A 17,399-nucleotide genomic window follows, 5' to 3' on the forward strand; every position below is an offset into this window, starting at 1 on the left:
TTCAGGGTTTTATGGCATTTGGCTCGTGAGAGTTCAACCCTGGCGTCGCTCACCGAAGCGCAAGGGTGTTTTTCAGGAACGTGCCGGCGCGCTCCCTCACGCCCGGGGGCGGTCTGCCGATGATGAGAAGGCCTGATCCCGCGCCCAGTCTTTGTCATCCTCCGGGTGACGGCTGAGGGGTGGTAACGTGAGCGCTTTGAACCGTCAGGAGCATCGTCATGGATTTGGGTATTTCGGGGCGTTGGGCAATCGTCTGCGCCGCCAGCAAGGGCTTGGGCCTGGCCTGTGCACAGGCGTTGGCGAAGGAGGGCGTCAACCTGGTGATCAACGCCCGCGGCGACGAGACATTGCAGGCTGCCGCGTTGGCGTTGCGCCAACTGGCACCGACCATCGAAGTGCGCACCGTGGCCGGGGACATCAGCGAAGCGAGCGTGCGCGCGCAGGTGCTGGCGGCGTGTCCGCAGGTGGATATTCTGGTCAACAACGCCGGCGGTCCGCCGCCGGGTGATTTCCGCGACTGGCAACGCGACGACTGGCTGAAGGCGCTGGATGCCAACATGCTCACGCCCATCGAGCTGATCAAGGCCTGTGTCGACGGCATGGCTGAACGCGGGTTCGGGCGCATCGTCAACATCACTTCCGGCGCGGTGAAGGCGCCGATCGATGTGCTGGGACTGTCCAATGGCGCCCGCAGTGGCCTGACCGGCTTCATCGCCGGGCTGGCGCGTCAGGCAAGACTGGCCGGGAACAACGTCACCGTGAACAATTTGCTACCGGGGCCGTTCGACACCGAGCGATTGCACAAGACCTTGAGCGCGGCCGCCAAGGCCAATGGCTCCAGTGTCGAAAGCGTCGCCGAGCAGCGACGCAAAAACGTCCCGGCCCAGCGCTTCGGCCAGCCGGATGAGTTCGGTGCGTATTGCGCGTTCATTTGCAGCGCCCGGTCCGGGTTCCTCACCGGGCAGAACCTGCTGCTGGACGGCGGCAGCTATCCCGGTACGTTCTGAATGGACGAGCGTGGTCATGGCCATGCGGTTGGCGATATTCTCCTGCCTGATCGATTACCGTGAGCGGGAGCTGGTTTGACATGAGGGCAGGGCGGGTGAGCGTCGATATCGACAGCGTGGTGGTTGGGGCCGGTGTGGTCGGGCTGGCGGTGGCCAGGGCGCTGGCCATGAGCGGGCGCGAAGTGATTCTGGTCGAGGCCGGCGAAGGCATAGGCGTGGGCATCAGTTCGCGCAATTCCGAAGTGATCCACGCCGGCATCTATTACCCCGGCGGCAGCCTCAAGGCGCAGTTGTGCGTGGAGGGCAAGCAACGCCTCTACGCCTTCTGCGACGAGCGCGGCGTCAGCCATCAGCGCCTGGGCAAGCTGATCGTGGCCACCGATGATGCCCAGCGCACGGCGTTGCAGGGTTTGCTGGAGCAGGGCCGGCGCAACGGTGTCGATGACCTGCAATGGCTGGAGGCGAGTGAGGCGCGGGAACTCGAACCGGCGTTGTCCTGCGTCGCCGCGCTGTGGTCGCCGTCCACCGGCATCGTCGACTCCCATGGCTTGATGCTGGCGTTGCAGGCCGATGCCGAAGCCGGGGGCGCGTCACTGGCGTTTCATACGCCGCTGTTGTCGGCGCGTTGCATCGAACAGGGTTTCGAGTTGCACATGGGCGGTGCCGAACCGATGACCTTGAGCTGTCGCGAGCTGATCAACTGTGCAGGGTTGTCTGCGCCCGAGGTGGCAAGCCGCATCGCCGGCCTGCCTGCGCAATACATCCCGGAGGCGCGGTTGTGCAAGGGCAGCTATTTCAGTTTCAGTGGCCGGGCGCCGTTTCGCCATCTGGTGTATCCGGCGCCGGAAAGTGCCGGGCTGGGTGTGCACATGACCCTCGACCTGGGCGGCCAGGCGCGATTCGGGCCTGATGTGGAATGGGTCGATCACATCGACTACCGCGTCAATCCATCGCGGGGCGACGGCTTTTATCAGGCGATCCGGCGTTACTGGCCGGGGTTGCCCGATGGCAGTCTGCAACCGGCCTACAGCGGTATTCGCCCGAAAATCAGCGGACCGCACGAAGCGGCCGCCGACTTTCTCATCAGCGGCCCGACTCAGCATGGCGTAGCGGGATTGGTGAACCTGTTCGGCATCGAATCCCCAGGCCTGACCAGTAGCCTGGCGCTGGCCGATCGGGTACTGGATACGCTCGCGCAGTAACCGCCGTACCGATGATCAGCCGCCGCGCTGCGGCGTGGGGATAGCGCTATCCTTGAGAGATGCGCTCATCGCCATCGGAGAAGTCTGATGATCAACGTACGCACTGCCCGCCTGCTTACCGATTACAAACAATGGGCCAACCAGCGCCTCTTCGATAACCTGGCGCAACTGCCCCCGACCGAGGTCTACAAACAGCGCGCCGGCATTTTCAAGAACATGATGGGCACGCTGAACCACATCTATGTGGTGGATTGCCTCTGGCAAGCCCACCTCGAAGGCCGGGGACACGGCTTCAAAACCTCCCACGACATGGTCCACCCTGAACTGTCGGCACTGCGCCAGGCGCAACAGATCGTTGATCACTGGTATTGCGAGTGGGCCGCCCGGCAGACCGATGCCTCACTGGACAAGCCCGTCCGGTTCACCTTTCTCTCCGGTGAAAGCGGCACCATGAGCGCCGGCGCGATGTTGATGCATGTGGTCAACCACGCCAGTTATCACCGTGGCTGGGTGATCCAGATGTATTTCGATATTCCGGCCATGCCACCCATGACGGACTTGCCGATCTACTTGCGCGAGACCGATCCGCAGTTCAATTCGCTCAATGTCCCGATGGTGGAGCCGACATGTGCTCCACAATTTTCGAGCGCAACCAACGTTCTGCCGGATCGTTATCGTTGACGCCGTTCCAGACCATGGACAGTTCGGACAGCTTGATGTCGAACGGCGCGTCATCGGCACGCAGCTGGCTGCTGCCCTCGATCAGCGCGCTCGCCGCGTAATCCGGCACCGTTGCCAGCATGTCGGTGCCCGCCAGCAAGGCGCGCAGCCCGGCAAACTGCGGCACCGCCAGGACCACCCGGCGCGAGCGGCCGATACGGGCGAGGTCGGTATCGATCGCCCCGGTCAAGTCCCCGGAAAACGACACCAGCGCATGGGGACGTTCGCAGAATTCATCCAGGGTCAGGGGCCCGGGCCGGTTGTCGCCGCGCAGGATCTTGACGCTCAAGTCCCGCAGTTTCTTGCGCTTGGCATTGGCCGGCAATTCCGTGGTGTAGCTGATCCCGACGGTAATCTCGCCGGTGGCGAGCATCGACGACATCAGCAGGAAATTCACCCGCCGCACGACGACCACCACGTTCTGCGCCTCTTCGCGTATCTGCTTGAGCAACGGCGGAAACAGACCGAATTCGGCGTCGTCGGACAGGCCGATGCGAAACACGTCACGGCTGGTGGACGGGTCGAAATCCTTGGCCCGGCTAACCGCACCGGAAATGGTGTCCATCGCCGGCTGCAATTCCTTGAGAATCACCAGGGCGCGCGGCGTCGGCTCCAGGCTGCGGCCGTTGCGCACTAACAGCGGATCGTCGAACAAATCCCGCAACCGCGCCAGCGCCGCACTGACCGCAGGCTGCCCGAGAAACAGTTTCTCTGCGGCGCGGGTCAGGTTCTTTTCGAACATCAGGGTTTCGAAAATCACCAACAGGTTCATGTCCACGCGGCGCAGGTCGTTGCGGTTCATCCTGAGTACTCGCTGGGAGTGAGAATCCTCTCAGTAAAGCACTGAATGACAGCGACACGGGGCAGACATGTCGATGCCGAGGTGGTGTCTATCGGTAAGTTTTCAGTTTTTCCCAATAGTGCGATGCCATGTTATTAATTGGGTAGCTATCGGTTTTTGTTTAATAAAAATGGGTACTTCTGATTGCTCTTATTTGTTCCGCTAACGCGTCGTGGTTTGGATGTCTTACTTTGTGTATTTCATGCCAGTAATCGTCGGCTACGGCAGGTTTTGGTCGTTTGGAGATTGGGGTTGTTGAATCGAACTTACCATTTTTTGCTAAAGTCAGTTTCCGCATGGCAAAGGGGCCGGGCTCATCGGCAGTCGCGCCATATTTGGTTATATCTATGTACTCAAGCAGGGTATGCCGGTCAGCTAAGGCGTCGATATTACTGGCTGCAGCTTTTAATCTTGGCGGCAATGGTAATTCAGTAATTGGATATGCGTGTTCTTGAAGGTTTTTGATGGCTATTTTTTGTAAGTTTAAGCTGTTGTTTCTTGCGATTTTTAGCTCATTTGTGTAGGCGGCATACTGGAAGGGTATATCAGATGCGGCGATACTCAATTCGTCGATTTGTTTAATGGCGTTGATCGCTCGCTCGGTCGAAATTCCTGGCCTGATGTAATGTACAAGTGGATCGAAGTCGGCAATCTGAGTGGTTATGCTTGTTGCAGTTGTCGCCAGTATTTTTACAGGGTTGAAGTGACCGGTGGGGTCGCTAAAATTTACTGGGTCCCCTGCGCAATAAGCATACGAATTCAATCCTCCCTTCCCAAACGGACTCAAACTGTCCGGACTGTTAAACCGCATCAGCACCGGATTAAACGCCCTATAACCATTGCCCAACAGATAATGCCCGGTCAGCGGATCCGGTCGTTCGCCATTGAACCCCATCAAACTCAGCCATCCACCTATAACTCGGCGGTGACCATAGGGCGCATAGGCGATGGGTTGTGCCTGATTGGTTTTGAGTGTGTTCAGCACCGAGCGTTGCAGATCCGTCGCCAGCAGCGCGGTGTCGTGTTCGGAACCCTGTTGCTGTTGTTGCGCCAGCAACCAATCACCGTGCTGGAAGATGGTTTGGCGCAACGCCCCCTGAATCTCCGTGGCCAGGCGGCTTTTGCAGTAGAAGCGCTGAAGGGGTGGCGCGTCAGACAGCCCCTGGTCGATCAAGCGGTCGAGGGCGTCGTAGCGATAGTGGCAGAGCAGTGTTGCGCGCATTGCTGGCATGGTGGGCGCTCCCGAAAGGCTGGCGTGGTGGTGAGCAGTATTGGCGGTTCGGGTGCGGGCGGGAACTATCAGAACGGTTAGGTTTGCTGAGCGTTGGTCTGGTTCAGGGCCGAGGGTGAATGATCATCTGTGGAGAAGGGCTTGTCGGAACGCCGCACCGTTCCGCTCGCTTGCTAACCGGCCGAATAATTTGGATGTGATGCAGTCGAATTATGTATGGCGAACTTTAGTGACGTCGGCGCCCAGATTTTTTAAAAAGTTGCTAACGGGCTTTAGTGTTTTGAATGGGGGGCGATAATGTCCAGAGTGATTATTTATTGTCATCTCGGGAAAGTGTCCCATGGTTAAGTATCCGGCGCTGATCACATTTTTTGGAGCTGGTGTATTGGCAATGACTGCATGGCTAATGTGCGTGTGAATTTTTTGGTTGGTTCCATATATTTTGGTTTTTGCGGCGGCGCCAGTCCAAAGCTCTTCATTCGCTGTAAAAATAAACTTGTATGATGTGTCGTTGTTTAGTGCGCGTAGATCTGCTTCGTTTGAAATGGGTTTAATGAGGTCGTATTTTTGGACTTTTTGTAAGTTGTCGTATTTTTTTGTTTCGTTCGTTAAGAACGCAGCGTCGTTATTGTCGAGTGTTGAAAAGCCATGAAGTTTCGGTTTTACATTTCTGGCGGAATATCGCGCTTTAGTTGTATGGGTTGTGATTTTTTTGGGGATGGAATATGGCTTGAGAGAGCGAGTAATTCCTCGTTTGATCATATCCAGACCCTGATTCAATCCGAACAGCCATGAGCTATGTCCTTCGGGGTCTTGATTATTAATCGGGTCACCTAAGCAATACACATATGAATTCAATCCTCCCTCGTCAAAGGGACTCAAATTGTCCGGACTATTAAACCGCATCAGTGTCGGATTAAACGCCCGATAGCCATTGCCCAACAGATAGTGCCCGGTCAGTGGGTCGGGGCGTTCGCCATTGAACCCCATCAAACTCAGCCACCCACCTATAACTCTGCGGTGACCATAGGGCGCATAGGCGATGGGTTGTGCCTGATTGGTTTTGAGTGTGTTCAACACCGAGCGTTGCAGATCCGTCGCCAGCAGCGCGGTGTCGTGTTCGGAACCCTGTTGCTGTTGTTGCGCCAGCAACCAATCACCGTGCTGGAAGATGGTTTGGCGCAACGCCCCCTGAATCTCCGTGGCCAGGCGGCTTTTGCAGTAGAAGCGCTGAAGGGGTGGCGCGTCAGACAGCCCCTGGTCGATCAAGCGGTCGAGGGCGTCGTAGCGATAGTGGCAGAGCAGTGTTGCGCGCATTGCTGGCATGGTGGGCGCTCCCGAAAGGCTGGCGTGGTGGTGAGCAGTATTGGGGGTTTCGGAACGGGCGGGAACTATCAGAACGGTTAGGTTTGCTGAGCGTTGGTCTGGTTCAGGGCCGAAGGTGAATGATCATCTGTGGAGAAGGGCTTGTCGGAACGCTGCATCGTTGCGCTGGGCTGTGCAGTCGACGCCAGTCCTGAATGTGCGGTCTGTCTGAAGACTTCGGTCGGAGGGTTTGGGGCCGCTGCGCGACCCGGCGGGAGCGAGCTCCCTCGCCACAGGGTTTTGTGTTTATTCGGGTGGGTCGAGGCGGTCGAGTGCGCGGTTCACGGCCAGTTCGCCGAGCATGATCACTTGTGCGATGCCCAGCAGGGTGTTGCGACTGGTGCCTTGCGTACGGTCCGCGAGGTCCAGGGTCATGACGCTGGCCGAGGCCAGGGATTCGCAGGCGTGGGCCAGCAGGGATTCGGTATCGAGCTCGGTGTCGACAATGAACATGCTGCAGGGTTTGCGCGGGGTGGCGCGGATGTCGGCGGCGGAGGGGATGCGGCCGGTGGGTTCGTGGTGGTTTTCTGGATCGGGGGTTCTGGAATGTAAGGCTGGGTCGGTGTCTGGCGGGTTAGGTGTAGTTTTCAACATGGATGCAGCTCCTTGTGAATCTGAAGGAACCATCACCCTCGCTACCAAACGAAGGGTGGTGGCCATACGGAGGTTGGTAGACCGGCACACAAGGAAAAACCGGCGCACCCGTAGGTGCCCTGCGCATGGCCACCATTAATGCAGGTGTGAAAAAACCTGCAAGAGGTGACGCTATGCGCCTTGTGTAGGGGCGGGCTACCAAACCCGATCACTGTTCTTTTCAGCGACCGACAAACGATAAAACCCGACCCCAAGGCGCACAAGCCGGCGGATTCTGGCGTACCCGTAGGCAACGACGCAAGGCGCTGTAGCTTTCACGAAGTAACGCTGACAGCCATTCAACAATTGCCAGCGGCTGACGCTTTCGCGAGCCAGCGCTCTCTCATTTACGCTGCTGACCCGCTTGCGCGAAGCAGGCGAAATCAGGGGCTGGCGCCTGTGTACATAGTCGGACCAGGCCAATTGACCCTTTATCCGGGCGATGCCCAACCAGAGGGTAATTTTCTGACGGGTCGCTACACTCTTTCCGTCCTTGACCGCGTGATTCCCGCAACCTTCTGGCAGGCGCTGCGTGAGGCAAAACTGTTATCCGAGCGCGCACCGTTGCCGATCACTGGAGCTTGAGCATGAAAATCGATCTGAGTGGAAAACTGGCGATTGTCAGCGGCAGCACGGCCGGCATCGGCCTGGGCATCAGCAAGGCGTTGGCCGAGTCCGGCGCCACGGTGGTGGTGATCGGTCGCGATACGGCCAAGGTGGAACAGGCCTTGGCGAGCATCCGCCAGCAGGTGCCGGGCGCTCAACTGCGCGGGCTGGCTGCCGATCTCGGGACCGCCGAAGGTGCGGAAATACTGTTCGCCGCCGAACCACGGGCCGACATCCTGGTGAACAACCTGGGGATCTACGAAGCGGTGGATTTCTTTGATACCCCCGACAGCGAGTGGACGCGCTTCTATGAAGTCAACGTGATTTCCGGTGTGCGCCTGTCCCGGCATTACGTACCGGACATGGTCAAGCAGGGCTGGGGGCGGGTGATTTTCCTGTCTTCGGAATCCGGGATCGCGATTCCGGCCGACATGCTCAACTATGGCGTGACCAAAAGCGCCAACCTGGCGGTGTCCCATGGACTGGCCAAGCGGCTGGCGGGCACCGGGGTGACGGTCAATGCGATCCTGCCCGGCCCGACCTTGACCGATGGCGTGGAGAAGATGCTCAAGGAGGCGATTGCGCAATCCGGTCGCAGCCTGCAGGAGGAAGCCGACGACTTCGTGCGCAAGGCCCGTCCCACCTCGATCATCCAGCGCGTGGCCCATGTCGAGGAGGTCGCCAATCTGGTGGCCTACATCGCTTCACCGTTATCCTCGGCCACCACGGGCGCCGCCCTGCGGGTCGACGGCGGTGTCGTCGACAGCCTGGCCATCTGAACCTTACTGATCAAGAGAGAACATGACATGGCATCTGCATCAGCCTTCATCGACATCCCGGCCCCGGCCGATCAGGTCTGGCAATTGATTGGGGGATTCAACTCGCTGCCGGACTGGCTGCCGCTGATTCCCAAGAGTGAACTCAGCGAAGGCGGGCGGGTACGCAGCCTGCAAACGGTGGACGGCGCGGTTGTTATCGAGCGCCTGCAAGGGTTCGATAATGCGGGCAAGACCTACAGCTACTCGATTGTGCAGGCGCCGTTTCCGGCCACTGAGTATCTGGCGACGATCAAGGTCGAAAGCCAGGGCGAGGGCGCGCGGGTGACCTGGTCCGGCCGGTTTGAACCAGTGGGGGTGAGTGACGAGGAAGTGGTGGCGTTGTTCGCCGGGATCTATCAGGGCGGACTGCAGGCACTGCGGGCCAATTACCCGGCCTAGCCTGGATCTGTGGGAGCCGGCTTGTCGGCGAAGGGTCCTTCCGGCCTTGCAGCGCTGCCACGGCCGCTTTCGCTGGCAAGCCAGCTCCCGCAGGTTTTGTGTTTATCCTCAGGTAGGGGCAATCAAGCTCTGGCGGCAATCGATCACCAGCCGCGCGCCCCCCAGCTCACTGCGTCCCACCTCGAGCGTAAAGCCGTGCAGGCTGATAATCGCCGCGACGATCGACAGGCCCAGGCCGAAACCGCTTTTCTGATTGCCCGCCTCGGCGCGATAGAAGCGCTGGAACACCGCCTCGCGTTCGGCCTCCGGGATTCCGGGTCCGGAATCGAGCACTTCGATGCGGGTATGCCCCCCCTGATTGATCCCTCGCAGAATCACCGCGCCGCCGGGCGGGGTGAACTTGATCGAGTTGCTCAACAGGTTCGCGATCGCCTCGAACAGCAACGCCCGGTCGCCCTTCAGGGGCGGCAATGACCCAGGCACGTGCAATTGAAAAACCAGGCCATCGTCTTCGGCCAGTGGCAGATAAAAATCATGCAGTTCCTGCAGTAACGGCACCGGGTCGAGTTGCACGAAACCGGAACGGCGCTGGCGGTCTTCCAGTTCGGAAATCCGCAGCAAGCCCCGAAAACGCGCCATCAGGGTGTCGGCCTCGCTCAGTACCGAATCGAGTTGCGCCGCTTCGGCAGAGCCTTCACCGGCCTGTTGTTGCATGCGATAGAGCTGTGCGCGCAAGCGGGTCAACGGCGTGCGCAGGTCGTGGGCGATGTTGTCGCACACGCCCTTGACCTCGTTCATCAAGCGCTCGATGCGTTCGAGCATGGCGTTGACGATGGCGGCGAGCATGTCCAGTTCATCGCGGCGATTGGACAGCGGCAGGCGCTTGGTCAGGTCACCGGCAACGATGGCCTCGGCACTGGCCTGAATCGCGCGAATTCGCCGCAGTGGACGGCGGCGCAGCAAATGCCAGCCGACGATGCCCGGCAGAATGGTCAGGGTCACACCCCAGAACAATGCATGGAGGATGATGCGGGTGACGGCAAACAACGAGCCGTTGTCCCGCACCAGAACCAGCCAGCGACCATCCTCGGTTGGGGTCGCCACCGCGTCGCAGCTGTCGGCGGGCAAGGTCGGGTCGTCGGAGTCGGCGCAGTCGCTGAGCATGTGGATCTCGCCGTCCAGCGGCAAGTCGAGCGGGATACGGCGCAGGGCGCCGCTGAGGTGACGGTGCTGATCATCGAACAGGCCATAGGCGTCGATGCCGCGAATGTCGAAGGTCATGCTGACCGCGAGAGCGTCCACCAGTTGTTCGCCCTGAAAGCGCGAAAACAGGTGCTGACGTTGCATCAGCGAATGTTTGGCCAGATTGTCCAGGTAAGCGGACACCTCGTAGTACATGACCCCCATGAGAATCCCGCTCCAGGTCACGAACAGCGCACTGTAGAGCGCCAGCAGACGACTGCTGGAAGAACGCCAGCCTTTAGACGGGTTCGGCAATGACATAACCCGAGCCTCGCACGGTTCGAATCAGTGGAACATTGCCCGGTGGGTCGATTTTTTTGCGCAGGCGGCCAATGTGCACGTCGATCAGGTTGGTGCCCGGATCGAAGTGATAGCCCCAGACTTCTTCGAAAATCATCATCCGCGACAGGATTTGCCCGGTGTTGCGCATCAGGAATTCCAGCAGCTTGTATTCGGTGGGCAGCAGCGTCAGCAACTCACCATTGCGACTGGCTTCGTGGCTGATCAGGTTCAGTTCCAGATCCGCCACCCGCAACGTGGTGACGTGGGCGGTCACGGTGTTCTGGCGGCGCAACAGGACTTCGACGCGGGCGGCCATTTCATCGGTGGCGAAGGGTTTGGTCAGGTAATCGTCGCCGCCGGCCCGCAGGCCTCGCACGCGTTCGTCGACGTCGGAGAGGGCGCTGATCATCAGGATGGGGGTCGCCACGCCCATGGTCCGCAGCGTGGTGACGATGGCCAGGCCATCCAGCTCGGGCAGCATGCGGTCGAGGGTGATCAGGTCATAGTGGCCGCTGACTGCGCGCTCCAGCCCTTCGCGGCCGTTGTCGACCCAGTCGACTTCGAGGCCGTGGCTGCTCAGTTCGGCGACAATTTCCCGGGCGGTTACGGCGTCGTCTTCGATGGTCAAGATTCGGGTCATAGGCTGGCCTGATAAATCGGTTCAAGTCTGAGTTCGAAGCATTTTGCCAAGAATTGCCAGTGACTTAATAAATTAACTTTCATGTGATCACGGTGCATTTAAGGAACGTTGATATCATTGGGCCATAATTACAACGGGAAGCTGCACCTTGCGTACTCTAAAGCCTGGCTGGATGCCGATGTGCCTGCTGTTGCTGAGTGTTGTCTGCTCATCGACATGGGCCGCCAATACACCCTGTTCGGGAAAGAAGGGCGGTGTCGCCCGTTGTGACGGTGATCTGTTCCTGTGTAACGACGGCTCTATCAGTGCTTCGAAAAAAAGTTGTTCATCTCTGTATGGCAGCAAAAACCAGGCCCGGCCACAAGTACGTGTGCAGGACGCCGAGGGCTGTGCTTGCGGAACCGGTTCGTTCTGCACAGGGCCCAGAGGCGGCGTTTACTGCCTGACGCCGGCAGGCAATAAAAGCTATAGGCGCAAGTAGTTTTCGTAATGCAGAAAACCCGCCCGGACTGGCTCTTTATTGCATCTTGCATGACCCTCGGAAGTTCCATCTTTGTAACCATCTGAAGTTAAAGGATTTATCTGGAATTCGCGACTGGCATGGTCACTGCAATTGTTCATTCGAAGAGTTGTAACACCATCTTTCTGCCTGGAGCGATACAACGATGAATAGATCCTCTGATGGTTTCTATCCCGCCGCGGATGAGTCGAGCACGCTCTCGGGCGTGTCCTGGGGGGCGATTTTCGCCGGGGCCGCGGCTGCGGCGGCGTTATCGCTGATCCTGGTGCTGCTGGGTTTCGGCCTTGGATTTTCGGCGGTTTCGCCCTGGGCCAATGAGGGCGTGAGCGCCAAAGGCCTGGGTATTTCGACAATCGTCTGGCTGGCCGCCACCCAGATCATCGCCTCCGGGGCCGGTGGCTACATCGCCGGCCGGCTGCGGGTGAAGTGGGCGTATATGCACGGCGATGAAGTCTACTTCCGCGATACCGCCCATGGCTTCCTGGCCTGGTGCGTGGCGACACTCGTGACGGCGACGCTGGTGGCCGGTTCGGTCAGCAGCCTGGTCAGCGGCGGGGTGCAGGCGGGGGCGAATGTCGTCGGTGGCGCGGCCAGTGCCATGACGCAAGTGGCCGGTACGGCTGCCGCCAATTCGGACGGCGATCAATACGGTTACTTCGTCGACAGCCTGTTTCGCGATGATCGTCCGGCCGCCGTCAGCGATGACGCCGCCCGGGGCACCGTGACCCGCATCTTCGTCCGCTCCTTGAGTAACAACGGGCAACTGGCTGCCGAAGATCGCACTTATCTCGCGCAGTTGGTGGCGCAGCGGACCAACCTTACCCAGGCGGACGCTGAACGTCGTGTCGATGAAGTCTATGCCCGCACCCAACAAGCCGTGGCCGACGCCAGGCTGAAGGCACAACAAGCGGCAGACACGGCCGCCAAAGTCGCTGCCTGGACCACGTTGTGGATGTTCGTTGCACTGTTGGCCGGTGCGTTTTTCGCCAGCCTTGCCGCGACTTTCGGCGGTCGTCGCCGGGATGCCGTGGTGTATCTGGAATCCGACACCTACGTCACCACCACAGCCATTCGCTAACTCAGGAGAAACACCATGCGCTCATTACTGTTGTTCTTTCTTGGTGTACCGATCCCGATCATCATTCTGATCGCGCTGTTCATGCACTGATCTTCCGGGGCTTGTGCCTCTGCCGCTTCTGCCTTTGGCAGAAGCGGCATTTTTGCTGGAGGCCAGATCAGGCGCAGCCTGTCTGTCAGTCCATCGGCGTACTGACAAACGCCTCAAGCCCTTCGGCATACTCGGTGAATGCAGCGATACGCGGAAATTGCGCCCCGGCGACCTGATCCGGCACCACCAGGTTGGTAAAGCTCCAGGCCACGGCGAGGGTGAGTCCATCCTGATCAATCGACCCGTCGGTTTTCAGCGGGTGTTTTTCCAGTTCCCGCTCCAGGGCTGAATAAGCCGCCGCCAGTTGTCCTTCGACCCGCTCAACCCACGGCTCGTATTGAATCTCCGCCGGCCGCAGGTTGCGCTCGTAATAGAGTTGCACCGATTTTTCGCAGGTTGCCAACGCCAGCCCGATCAGGCGCAACGAGCGCACGCGTTGCTCGATACCCTTGGGCATCAGGCTGCGGCCAGGTTCGGCCAGTGCCTCCAGGTACTCGATGATCAGGGTCGAATCCATCAGGACTTCGCCATCATCCAGCACCAGCGTGGGGGCCTTGACCACCGGGTTGATCTGCTGGAACTGCTCGAAGTGCCTGAACACCGAAACCGATTCATGCTCCAGCGCAATGCCCAGGCGTTTGGCAGAAATGGCGACGCGTCGTACGTAAGGCGAATCCAGCATGCCGATCAGCTTCATTTAACCGCTCCTTGATATAGCCACTTCGGGGCGGACAACCTTAGCTGAGGTTGCCTGGCGTGAAAATGGGGGGCGTGCCGGTGGCCATTTGTCTTCTATATACCTCCGCTGGATTGAATTTCTTGCTATAAACGCACTCCGATGCCCGCCTTAGATCATTTTTGAGGCTTTGCCGGGAAAATTCGCTGTCTTTTCAGTTGCTGAGGCCTCAAGTCGGCCTTAGACTGCCGCCCCTCGTAAATTGAGTGCCGGGTGGCGCTTGGAACAAACGGCGCCTTTCCGATGGCCTGCCCAGGTCCGCCGGAAAGCTCCCTTATTCGCCTTAATGCACGTTTTTTTATAGAGATATCAATGACAAAGGACAAGTTGCTGGCCATGCCGGCGGATGACTACATGAATGCCGAGCAACATGCTTTTTTCGCCGAGCTGTTGCAGAACATGAAAGTCGAAACCCATGAGCGCATCGAACAGAATCGCATTGCCATCGAGAGCCTGGACACCCCGGCCGACCCGGCTGACGCGGCTTCCGTCGAAGAAGAGCGCACCTGGCTGGTGAACGCGATCGATCGCGATCAGCGCATGCTGCCTCAGTTGGAACAAGCCCTGGAACGCATCAAGGAAGACAGCTTCGGCTGGTGCGATGACAGCGGCGAGCCCATCGGCCTGAAACGCCTGCTGATCAGCCCGACGACGAAGTACTGCATCGAAGCTCAAGAGCGTCACGAGCAGATCGACAAGCACCAGCGTCAGGCGTGATTCTGCAAGGCCGCCCGTTTAACCCGGGTAGCCTGTGAAAAGATCGCAGCCTTGGTCAGCGCCTGCCTCCCGTCCGGTCGGCGCTGACGAAGGCTGCGATCTTTGCTTTTCGACGCCTGCACAAAGCCCCGCACTTCTATTGATCTGCTGCAACGACCCCGACTAAAGGCCCATGGATAATGGCTTTCTGCTGGCGTTTAATGCGATGACAACAATTAGAAGATGGCGGGGTGATAACGATGACGAGAGACGGATCTCTGGTTGCGGCAGTGCCTGCACCAGTGCTTTTGCCAAAAAACCGCTGGCTGACGCCGTCGCTGCAGAGCATCGCCCTGATGCTGTTGCTGTGTGGCATGACGCTGGGGAGCTGGTCGCTTTACCTGAGCCTGCCGTTGGCGGTGCTCATTATCTGGCTGCCTCGCCTGCGTTCGCGTGCGACGCCTGAAGCGGTTCCAGCGGATACGACCAGCGCCATCTCCGCGTTAACCCGCGATCTTTCCTACACCACCAGTCATAACGCCCTGTCGGCCGCCGGCGTGGCCTTTTCGGTCAAGCAACTGGCGGACAAGCTGCAATCGCAACTCGGTGCGGCGGCGCAGATCGTCAGCAACGCCGAAGTGATGATTGCCACCGAGCAAGCCACCTCCACCCTCAGTCGCGAAGCCCTGAGCGCTGCCAGCGAGGCGCATCAGAGTGGCGTGGCCGGTCGAACCGAGCTGATCGAGTCGATTGCGCGCATGCATCAGCTCAGTCAGCGCGCCAGTAACAGCCGCGAGCTGATCGAAGCCCTGAGCCTGCGCAGCGATGACATTCAGCGGGTCACTTTGGTGATTCAGTCCATCGCCAGCCAGACCAACTTGCTGGCGTTGAACGCCGCTATCGAAGCGGCGCGCGCCGGGGAGCACGGGCGTGGTTTTGCGGTGGTGGCCGACGAGGTTCGTGGCCTCGCCGCGCGCACCGCCACGGCAACCGGTGAAGTCGGGGACATGGTGGCCGATATCCAGCAACGCACCGCGCAAGTGGTGGAGCAGATCCGTCAACTGTCCAGCGACCTCGACACCGGCGTCCAGCAGGTCGAGCACACAGGGCAGCACCTGGATAACATCGCGCGGCTGGCGGCCAGTGTCGAACAGCAGGTCGGGGAAATTGCCCGAGGTGCAGAGACCAATCGCGAACAGCTCGACAGCCTGTTTCATGCCATCGAACAGATGCGCAGCGACCTGGCCATCAGCGACCAGCAGACTCAGCGTCTGGCCCAGGCCGCCGTGCAGATGGAAGGTCAGGCCGAAACCATCAGTGAGCGCCTGGCGGCAGTCGGGCTGGATGACTATCACCAGCGAATCTACGACCTGGCCCGTGAAGGGGCGAGCCAGATTACCGCGCGATTCGAAGCGGACATCGATGCCGGACGTATCAGTCTCGATGACCTCTTCGACCGAAACTACCAGGCAATCCCCGACACCCGTCCGCCCAAGTACCAGACGCGCTTCGACCGCTACACCGATCAGGTCTTGCCGGCGATTCAGGAGCCGCTGTTGCCGCGCCATGAAGGCCTGGTGTTCGCCATTGCCTGCACCCCACAAGGCTACGTACCGACCCACAACAAAGTCTTCAGCCAGCCCCTGACCGGCGATGTGCAGGTCGATACCTTGCAAAACCGCACCAAACGCAAATTCGCCGACCGCACCGGCATCCGTTGCGGCAGCCACCAGCAGGCGGTACTGCTGCAAACCTACACCCGCGATACTGGAGAGCTCATGCACGACCTGTCGGTGCCGATCCTGCTCAAGGGGCGTCATTGGGGCGGTTTGCGCCTGGGTTACAAGCCGGAAAATCCTCGCTAGCGGCTTAATGCTGTTCAGATAAGGGCGACCACTGTATCTGTGGTCGTCCTGAATGGCGTCTTTCGCCGGTTCCAGCAGGTGGGATGGGGGGCTTTATTGTTACGGTTTTGGCAACGCTGATGTGCGGGGCCGCTGCTTTTTCCGCTCGAATCCGCTGATTAACATGCCGGCATAGTTAGGTTGCTAACTGAGCTCGAGAGGTCAGCATGCGCGGTAAGGTTGATGTTGCGGTGATGATTGGCAGCGGTGTACCCGCCAGTTTGCGGGCATTGGGGCAGAGTGTCTGCTGGGTGGTGCTGCTCAACGGTGAACGCTGGGGGACGACGTTTTCCAGTCGCGATGAAGCGGAGGAGTGCAAGGCTGCCTGGTTGGCGCAATTGAATACCGCAACACCTGGCAGCCTGCGTTACGCCCGGGGCTAATGAATCTGATGCATGCGCAGGTTCAAGTCGTCGACCACCCGCGCCCAGTCGGCATCTTCACGCAATTGTTCTTTCAGGAAGCCTGCCTGTTGCGGTGTCCAGAACTCGGCGTCGATGAGTTTCTTGTCGTCGGGCAACGGTGAATGGCTGGCAATGAAATCGTCGATAGCTTTCTGGGTGGAGTCCAGGCCGAGCTGGTCGAACAAACCTTTCAAGTCGTGTGTCGGTGATTCCATCTTCATCTCCTTGCAGCGGTCGGTCACGTCGAGTACGAGATTTGAGGCGCGGCTACATTGCATCTGAGGGGGCCGCGCGTCAGGCGTTCGAAAGCGATGTTCAAATGCAGCAGTGAGCATAGACCGCAAACTCGAACATCAGGCTTTCAATGCACCTGCATCGACGGCCGCCTTCAACTCCCTGGCCGATTCCTGGGCCGCGGTGGCGGCGACGTCCGAGGTTTTGAACCAGCGATCTTTTTCGACCTGATGGTAGCTCACGGTATTCAGCGGCGGCTTGGCGCGCATGACAATGACAGCCTGGAATTCGCCGTCGACCTCTCTGGCTTCGCCCCAAACAAAAAATTCGCCGATATCAAATTCCGTCACGTAGCTGCCTTCCCTTGGAAATAACTGTTTTGTTTAACGCCGCCCACCCAGAGAGGGGTGAGTGTCGTTGGTCGGCCAGTATGGCAGTTGTTGCAGGCCGGCGGCTGAGTTAAGTCGCCGGCATGACGAAACGTCTATCCAAAGGCAAGGAGCGATCCTTTCAGATACGTGATTCAAGTGACCGGGCGAGCGCGCAGGCTTCGTTGTGATCACCGCGGAAACCTCTTACATGTCCTGTGGAAATTTCTTTGATATGGAAGAAGGCATTGCCGGCCAATATCACCTGGAACCTCGGTGGGCCGGGGATGTGGGTGACCCGTTCAGGGTGCTGTAACACCGCCGGATGCGGCGTCTGGGGATGAGCGAAGTGTGTCAGTGTGCACATATGAAGTCCTTTTCAT

Annotated in this window: 20 protein-coding genes; 10 read left to right on the forward strand and 10 right to left on the reverse strand. The window is 59.3% G+C overall.

Features of this window, described 5'->3' with window-relative positions; genetic code table 11:
- Positions 1-218: 218 nt before the first annotated feature.
- The 3 genes from ACX3YF_RS21520 to ACX3YF_RS21530 all read left to right on the forward strand — a co-directional run bounded on the left by ACX3YF_RS21520 (position 219) and on the right by ACX3YF_RS21530 (position 2,890).
- Positions 219-1,007 carry an SDR family oxidoreductase gene (locus ACX3YF_RS21520; protein ID WP_288097876.1) on the forward strand — a complete coding sequence of 263 codons (789 nt, stop codon included), beginning with the start codon at positions 219-221 and terminating at the stop codon, positions 1,005-1,007.
- A gap of 95 nt (positions 1,008-1,102) precedes the next feature.
- Positions 1,103-2,209, forward strand: a complete 1,107-nt coding sequence (locus ACX3YF_RS21525) for an NAD(P)/FAD-dependent oxidoreductase (protein WP_130205435.1) — start codon at positions 1,103-1,105, stop codon at positions 2,207-2,209.
- 87 nt (positions 2,210-2,296) lie between these two features.
- Positions 2,297-2,890, forward strand: coding sequence for a DinB family protein (locus ACX3YF_RS21530; RefSeq protein ID WP_448646834.1), 594 nt, complete (start codon positions 2,297-2,299; stop codon positions 2,888-2,890).
- Here ACX3YF_RS21530 and ACX3YF_RS21535 read toward each other — a convergent pair.
- From ACX3YF_RS21535 to ACX3YF_RS21550, 4 genes are all read right to left on the reverse strand, one after another.
- Complete coding sequence (locus ACX3YF_RS21535; protein ID WP_448646833.1) at positions 2,811-3,731, reverse strand: LysR substrate-binding domain-containing protein; 921 nt, start codon at positions 3,729-3,731, stop codon at positions 2,811-2,813. The two genes, ACX3YF_RS21530 and ACX3YF_RS21535, sit on opposite strands and share 80 nt — an antisense overlap.
- 160 nt (positions 3,732-3,891) lie before the next feature.
- Positions 3,892-5,001: an RHS repeat-associated core domain-containing protein gene (locus tag ACX3YF_RS21540; protein ID WP_458944954.1), complete on the reverse strand. Its 1,110-nt coding sequence runs from the start codon at positions 4,999-5,001 to the stop codon at positions 3,892-3,894.
- A 210-nt stretch (positions 5,002-5,211) separates the two neighbouring features.
- Positions 5,212-6,327: an RHS repeat-associated core domain-containing protein gene (locus ACX3YF_RS21545; RefSeq protein WP_458944955.1), complete on the reverse strand. Its 1,116-nt coding sequence runs from the start codon at positions 6,325-6,327 to the stop codon at positions 5,212-5,214.
- A gap of 285 nt (positions 6,328-6,612) precedes the next feature.
- Positions 6,613-6,960 carry a DUF6124 family protein gene (locus ACX3YF_RS21550; RefSeq protein ID WP_458974225.1) on the reverse strand — a complete coding sequence of 116 codons (348 nt, stop codon included), beginning with the start codon at positions 6,958-6,960 and terminating at the stop codon, positions 6,613-6,615.
- A 626-nt stretch (positions 6,961-7,586) separates the two neighbouring features.
- Here ACX3YF_RS21550 and ACX3YF_RS21555 point away from each other — a divergent pair.
- Together ACX3YF_RS21555 and ACX3YF_RS21560 are read left to right on the forward strand one after the other, a co-directional pair.
- Complete coding sequence (locus ACX3YF_RS21555) at positions 7,587-8,384, forward strand: SDR family NAD(P)-dependent oxidoreductase (RefSeq protein ID WP_130205425.1); 798 nt, start codon at positions 7,587-7,589, stop codon at positions 8,382-8,384.
- A gap of 27 nt (positions 8,385-8,411) precedes the next feature.
- Positions 8,412-8,822, forward strand: a complete 411-nt coding sequence (locus ACX3YF_RS21560; RefSeq protein WP_448646830.1) for an SRPBCC family protein — start codon at positions 8,412-8,414, stop codon at positions 8,820-8,822.
- A gap of 108 nt (positions 8,823-8,930) precedes the next feature.
- On the opposite strand, the gene ACX3YF_RS21565 is transcribed toward ACX3YF_RS21560, so the two are convergent.
- Together ACX3YF_RS21565 and ACX3YF_RS21570 are read right to left on the reverse strand one after the other, a co-directional pair.
- Complete coding sequence (locus tag ACX3YF_RS21565) at positions 8,931-10,325, reverse strand: sensor histidine kinase (RefSeq protein ID WP_288100315.1); 1,395 nt, start codon at positions 10,323-10,325, stop codon at positions 8,931-8,933.
- Positions 10,303-10,986 carry a response regulator transcription factor gene (locus tag ACX3YF_RS21570; RefSeq protein ID WP_047530042.1) on the reverse strand — a complete coding sequence of 228 codons (684 nt, stop codon included), beginning with the start codon at positions 10,984-10,986 and terminating at the stop codon, positions 10,303-10,305. The genes ACX3YF_RS21565 and ACX3YF_RS21570 overlap by 23 nt, the downstream gene beginning before the upstream one ends.
- 178 nt (positions 10,987-11,164) lie before the next feature.
- On the opposite strand from ACX3YF_RS21570, the gene ACX3YF_RS21575 reads away from it, so the two are divergent.
- Together ACX3YF_RS21575 and ACX3YF_RS21580 are read left to right on the forward strand one after the other, a co-directional pair.
- Entirely contained in the window at positions 11,165-11,467 is a 303-nt protein-coding gene (locus ACX3YF_RS21575; protein WP_130205461.1) for a YdcA family protein, read from the forward strand.
- Between the two features lie 184 nt (positions 11,468-11,651).
- The gene (locus ACX3YF_RS21580) at positions 11,652-12,584 is read left to right on the forward strand and encodes a hypothetical protein (RefSeq protein ID WP_458944958.1); all 933 of its coding nucleotides are present in this window, start codon (positions 11,652-11,654) and stop codon (positions 12,582-12,584) included.
- 175 nt (positions 12,585-12,759) lie between these two features.
- Here the strand turns inward: ACX3YF_RS21580 and ACX3YF_RS21585 are convergent, their stop codons facing one another.
- On the reverse strand, positions 12,760-13,371 hold the full coding sequence (locus ACX3YF_RS21585; protein WP_458974226.1) for a glutathione S-transferase: 612 nt from the start codon (positions 13,369-13,371) through the stop codon (positions 12,760-12,762).
- 351 nt (positions 13,372-13,722) lie between these two features.
- Here ACX3YF_RS21585 and ACX3YF_RS21590 point away from each other — a divergent pair, with 351 nt between their 5' ends.
- The 3 genes from ACX3YF_RS21590 to ACX3YF_RS21600 all read left to right on the forward strand — a co-directional run bounded on the left by ACX3YF_RS21590 (position 13,723) and on the right by ACX3YF_RS21600 (position 16,393).
- The gene (locus ACX3YF_RS21590) at positions 13,723-14,127 is read left to right on the forward strand and encodes a TraR/DksA family transcriptional regulator (RefSeq protein ID WP_047530036.1); all 405 of its coding nucleotides are present in this window, start codon (positions 13,723-13,725) and stop codon (positions 14,125-14,127) included.
- A 620-nt stretch (positions 14,128-14,747) separates the two neighbouring features.
- Complete coding sequence (locus tag ACX3YF_RS21595) at positions 14,748-15,971, forward strand: methyl-accepting chemotaxis protein (protein ID WP_458974857.1); 1,224 nt, start codon at positions 14,748-14,750, stop codon at positions 15,969-15,971.
- Between the two features lie 206 nt (positions 15,972-16,177).
- Positions 16,178-16,393: a hypothetical protein gene (locus ACX3YF_RS21600; protein ID WP_130205413.1), complete on the forward strand. Its 216-nt coding sequence runs from the start codon at positions 16,178-16,180 to the stop codon at positions 16,391-16,393.
- Here the strand turns inward: ACX3YF_RS21600 and ACX3YF_RS21605 are convergent.
- The 3 genes from ACX3YF_RS21605 to ACX3YF_RS21615 form a co-directional block, all read right to left on the reverse strand.
- Positions 16,390-16,629 (reverse strand): DUF2789 domain-containing protein, encoded by a 240-nt coding sequence (locus ACX3YF_RS21605; RefSeq protein ID WP_047530030.1) that lies wholly within the window; start codon positions 16,627-16,629, stop codon positions 16,390-16,392. The two genes, ACX3YF_RS21600 and ACX3YF_RS21605, sit on opposite strands and share 4 nt — an antisense overlap.
- A 138-nt stretch (positions 16,630-16,767) precedes the next feature.
- A complete protein-coding gene (locus ACX3YF_RS21610) occupies positions 16,768-16,998 on the reverse strand; it encodes a hypothetical protein (RefSeq protein ID WP_130205411.1) in 231 nt (76 codons plus the stop codon).
- A gap of 160 nt (positions 16,999-17,158) precedes the next feature.
- The gene (locus ACX3YF_RS21615) at positions 17,159-17,383 is read right to left on the reverse strand and encodes a hypothetical protein (RefSeq protein ID WP_103404730.1); all 225 of its coding nucleotides are present in this window, start codon (positions 17,381-17,383) and stop codon (positions 17,159-17,161) included.
- Positions 17,384-17,399 lie beyond the last annotated feature (16 nt).

The sequence above is a fragment of the Pseudomonas fluorescens group sp. PF-69 genome, assembly GCF_054481235.1.

Excerpts from the sequence above, each read along its gene's own strand:
- ACX3YF_RS21540 (WP_458944954.1), bottom strand. The coding sequence starts at position 5,001 with ATGCCAGCAATGCGCGCAACACTGCTCTGCCACTATCGCTACGACGCC.
- ACX3YF_RS21615 (WP_103404730.1), bottom strand. The coding sequence starts at position 17,383 with ATGTGCACACTGACACACTTCGCTCATCCCCAGACGCCGCATCCGGCG.
- ACX3YF_RS21590 (WP_047530036.1), top strand. The coding sequence starts at position 13,723 with ATGACAAAGGACAAGTTGCTGGCCATGCCGGCGGATGACTACATGAAT.
- ACX3YF_RS21565 (WP_288100315.1), bottom strand. The coding sequence starts at position 10,325 with ATGTCATTGCCGAACCCGTCTAAAGGCTGGCGTTCTTCCAGCAGTCGT.
- ACX3YF_RS21535 (WP_448646833.1), bottom strand. The coding sequence starts at position 3,731 with ATGAACCGCAACGACCTGCGCCGCGTGGACATGAACCTGTTGGTGATT.
- ACX3YF_RS21580 (WP_458944958.1), top strand. The coding sequence starts at position 11,652 with ATGAATAGATCCTCTGATGGTTTCTATCCCGCCGCGGATGAGTCGAGC.
- ACX3YF_RS21570 (WP_047530042.1), bottom strand. The coding sequence starts at position 10,986 with ATGACCCGAATCTTGACCATCGAAGACGACGCCGTAACCGCCCGGGAA.
- ACX3YF_RS21605 (WP_047530030.1), bottom strand. The coding sequence starts at position 16,629 with ATGGAATCACCGACACACGACTTGAAAGGTTTGTTCGACCAGCTCGGC.
- ACX3YF_RS21585 (WP_458974226.1), bottom strand. The coding sequence starts at position 13,371 with ATGAAGCTGATCGGCATGCTGGATTCGCCTTACGTACGACGCGTCGCC.
- ACX3YF_RS21600 (WP_130205413.1), top strand. The coding sequence starts at position 16,178 with ATGCGCGGTAAGGTTGATGTTGCGGTGATGATTGGCAGCGGTGTACCC.
- ACX3YF_RS21520 (WP_288097876.1), top strand. The coding sequence starts at position 219 with ATGGATTTGGGTATTTCGGGGCGTTGGGCAATCGTCTGCGCCGCCAGC.
- ACX3YF_RS21545 (WP_458944955.1), bottom strand. The coding sequence starts at position 6,327 with ATGCCAGCAATGCGCGCAACACTGCTCTGCCACTATCGCTACGACGCC.
- ACX3YF_RS21575 (WP_130205461.1), top strand. The coding sequence starts at position 11,165 with ATGTGCCTGCTGTTGCTGAGTGTTGTCTGCTCATCGACATGGGCCGCC.
- ACX3YF_RS21595 (WP_458974857.1), top strand. The coding sequence starts at position 14,748 with ATGATTGCCACCGAGCAAGCCACCTCCACCCTCAGTCGCGAAGCCCTG.
- ACX3YF_RS21530 (WP_448646834.1), top strand. The coding sequence starts at position 2,297 with ATGATCAACGTACGCACTGCCCGCCTGCTTACCGATTACAAACAATGG.
- ACX3YF_RS21560 (WP_448646830.1), top strand. The coding sequence starts at position 8,412 with ATGGCATCTGCATCAGCCTTCATCGACATCCCGGCCCCGGCCGATCAG.
- ACX3YF_RS21550 (WP_458974225.1), bottom strand. The coding sequence starts at position 6,960 with ATGTTGAAAACTACACCTAACCCGCCAGACACCGACCCAGCCTTACAT.
- ACX3YF_RS21555 (WP_130205425.1), top strand. The coding sequence starts at position 7,587 with ATGAAAATCGATCTGAGTGGAAAACTGGCGATTGTCAGCGGCAGCACG.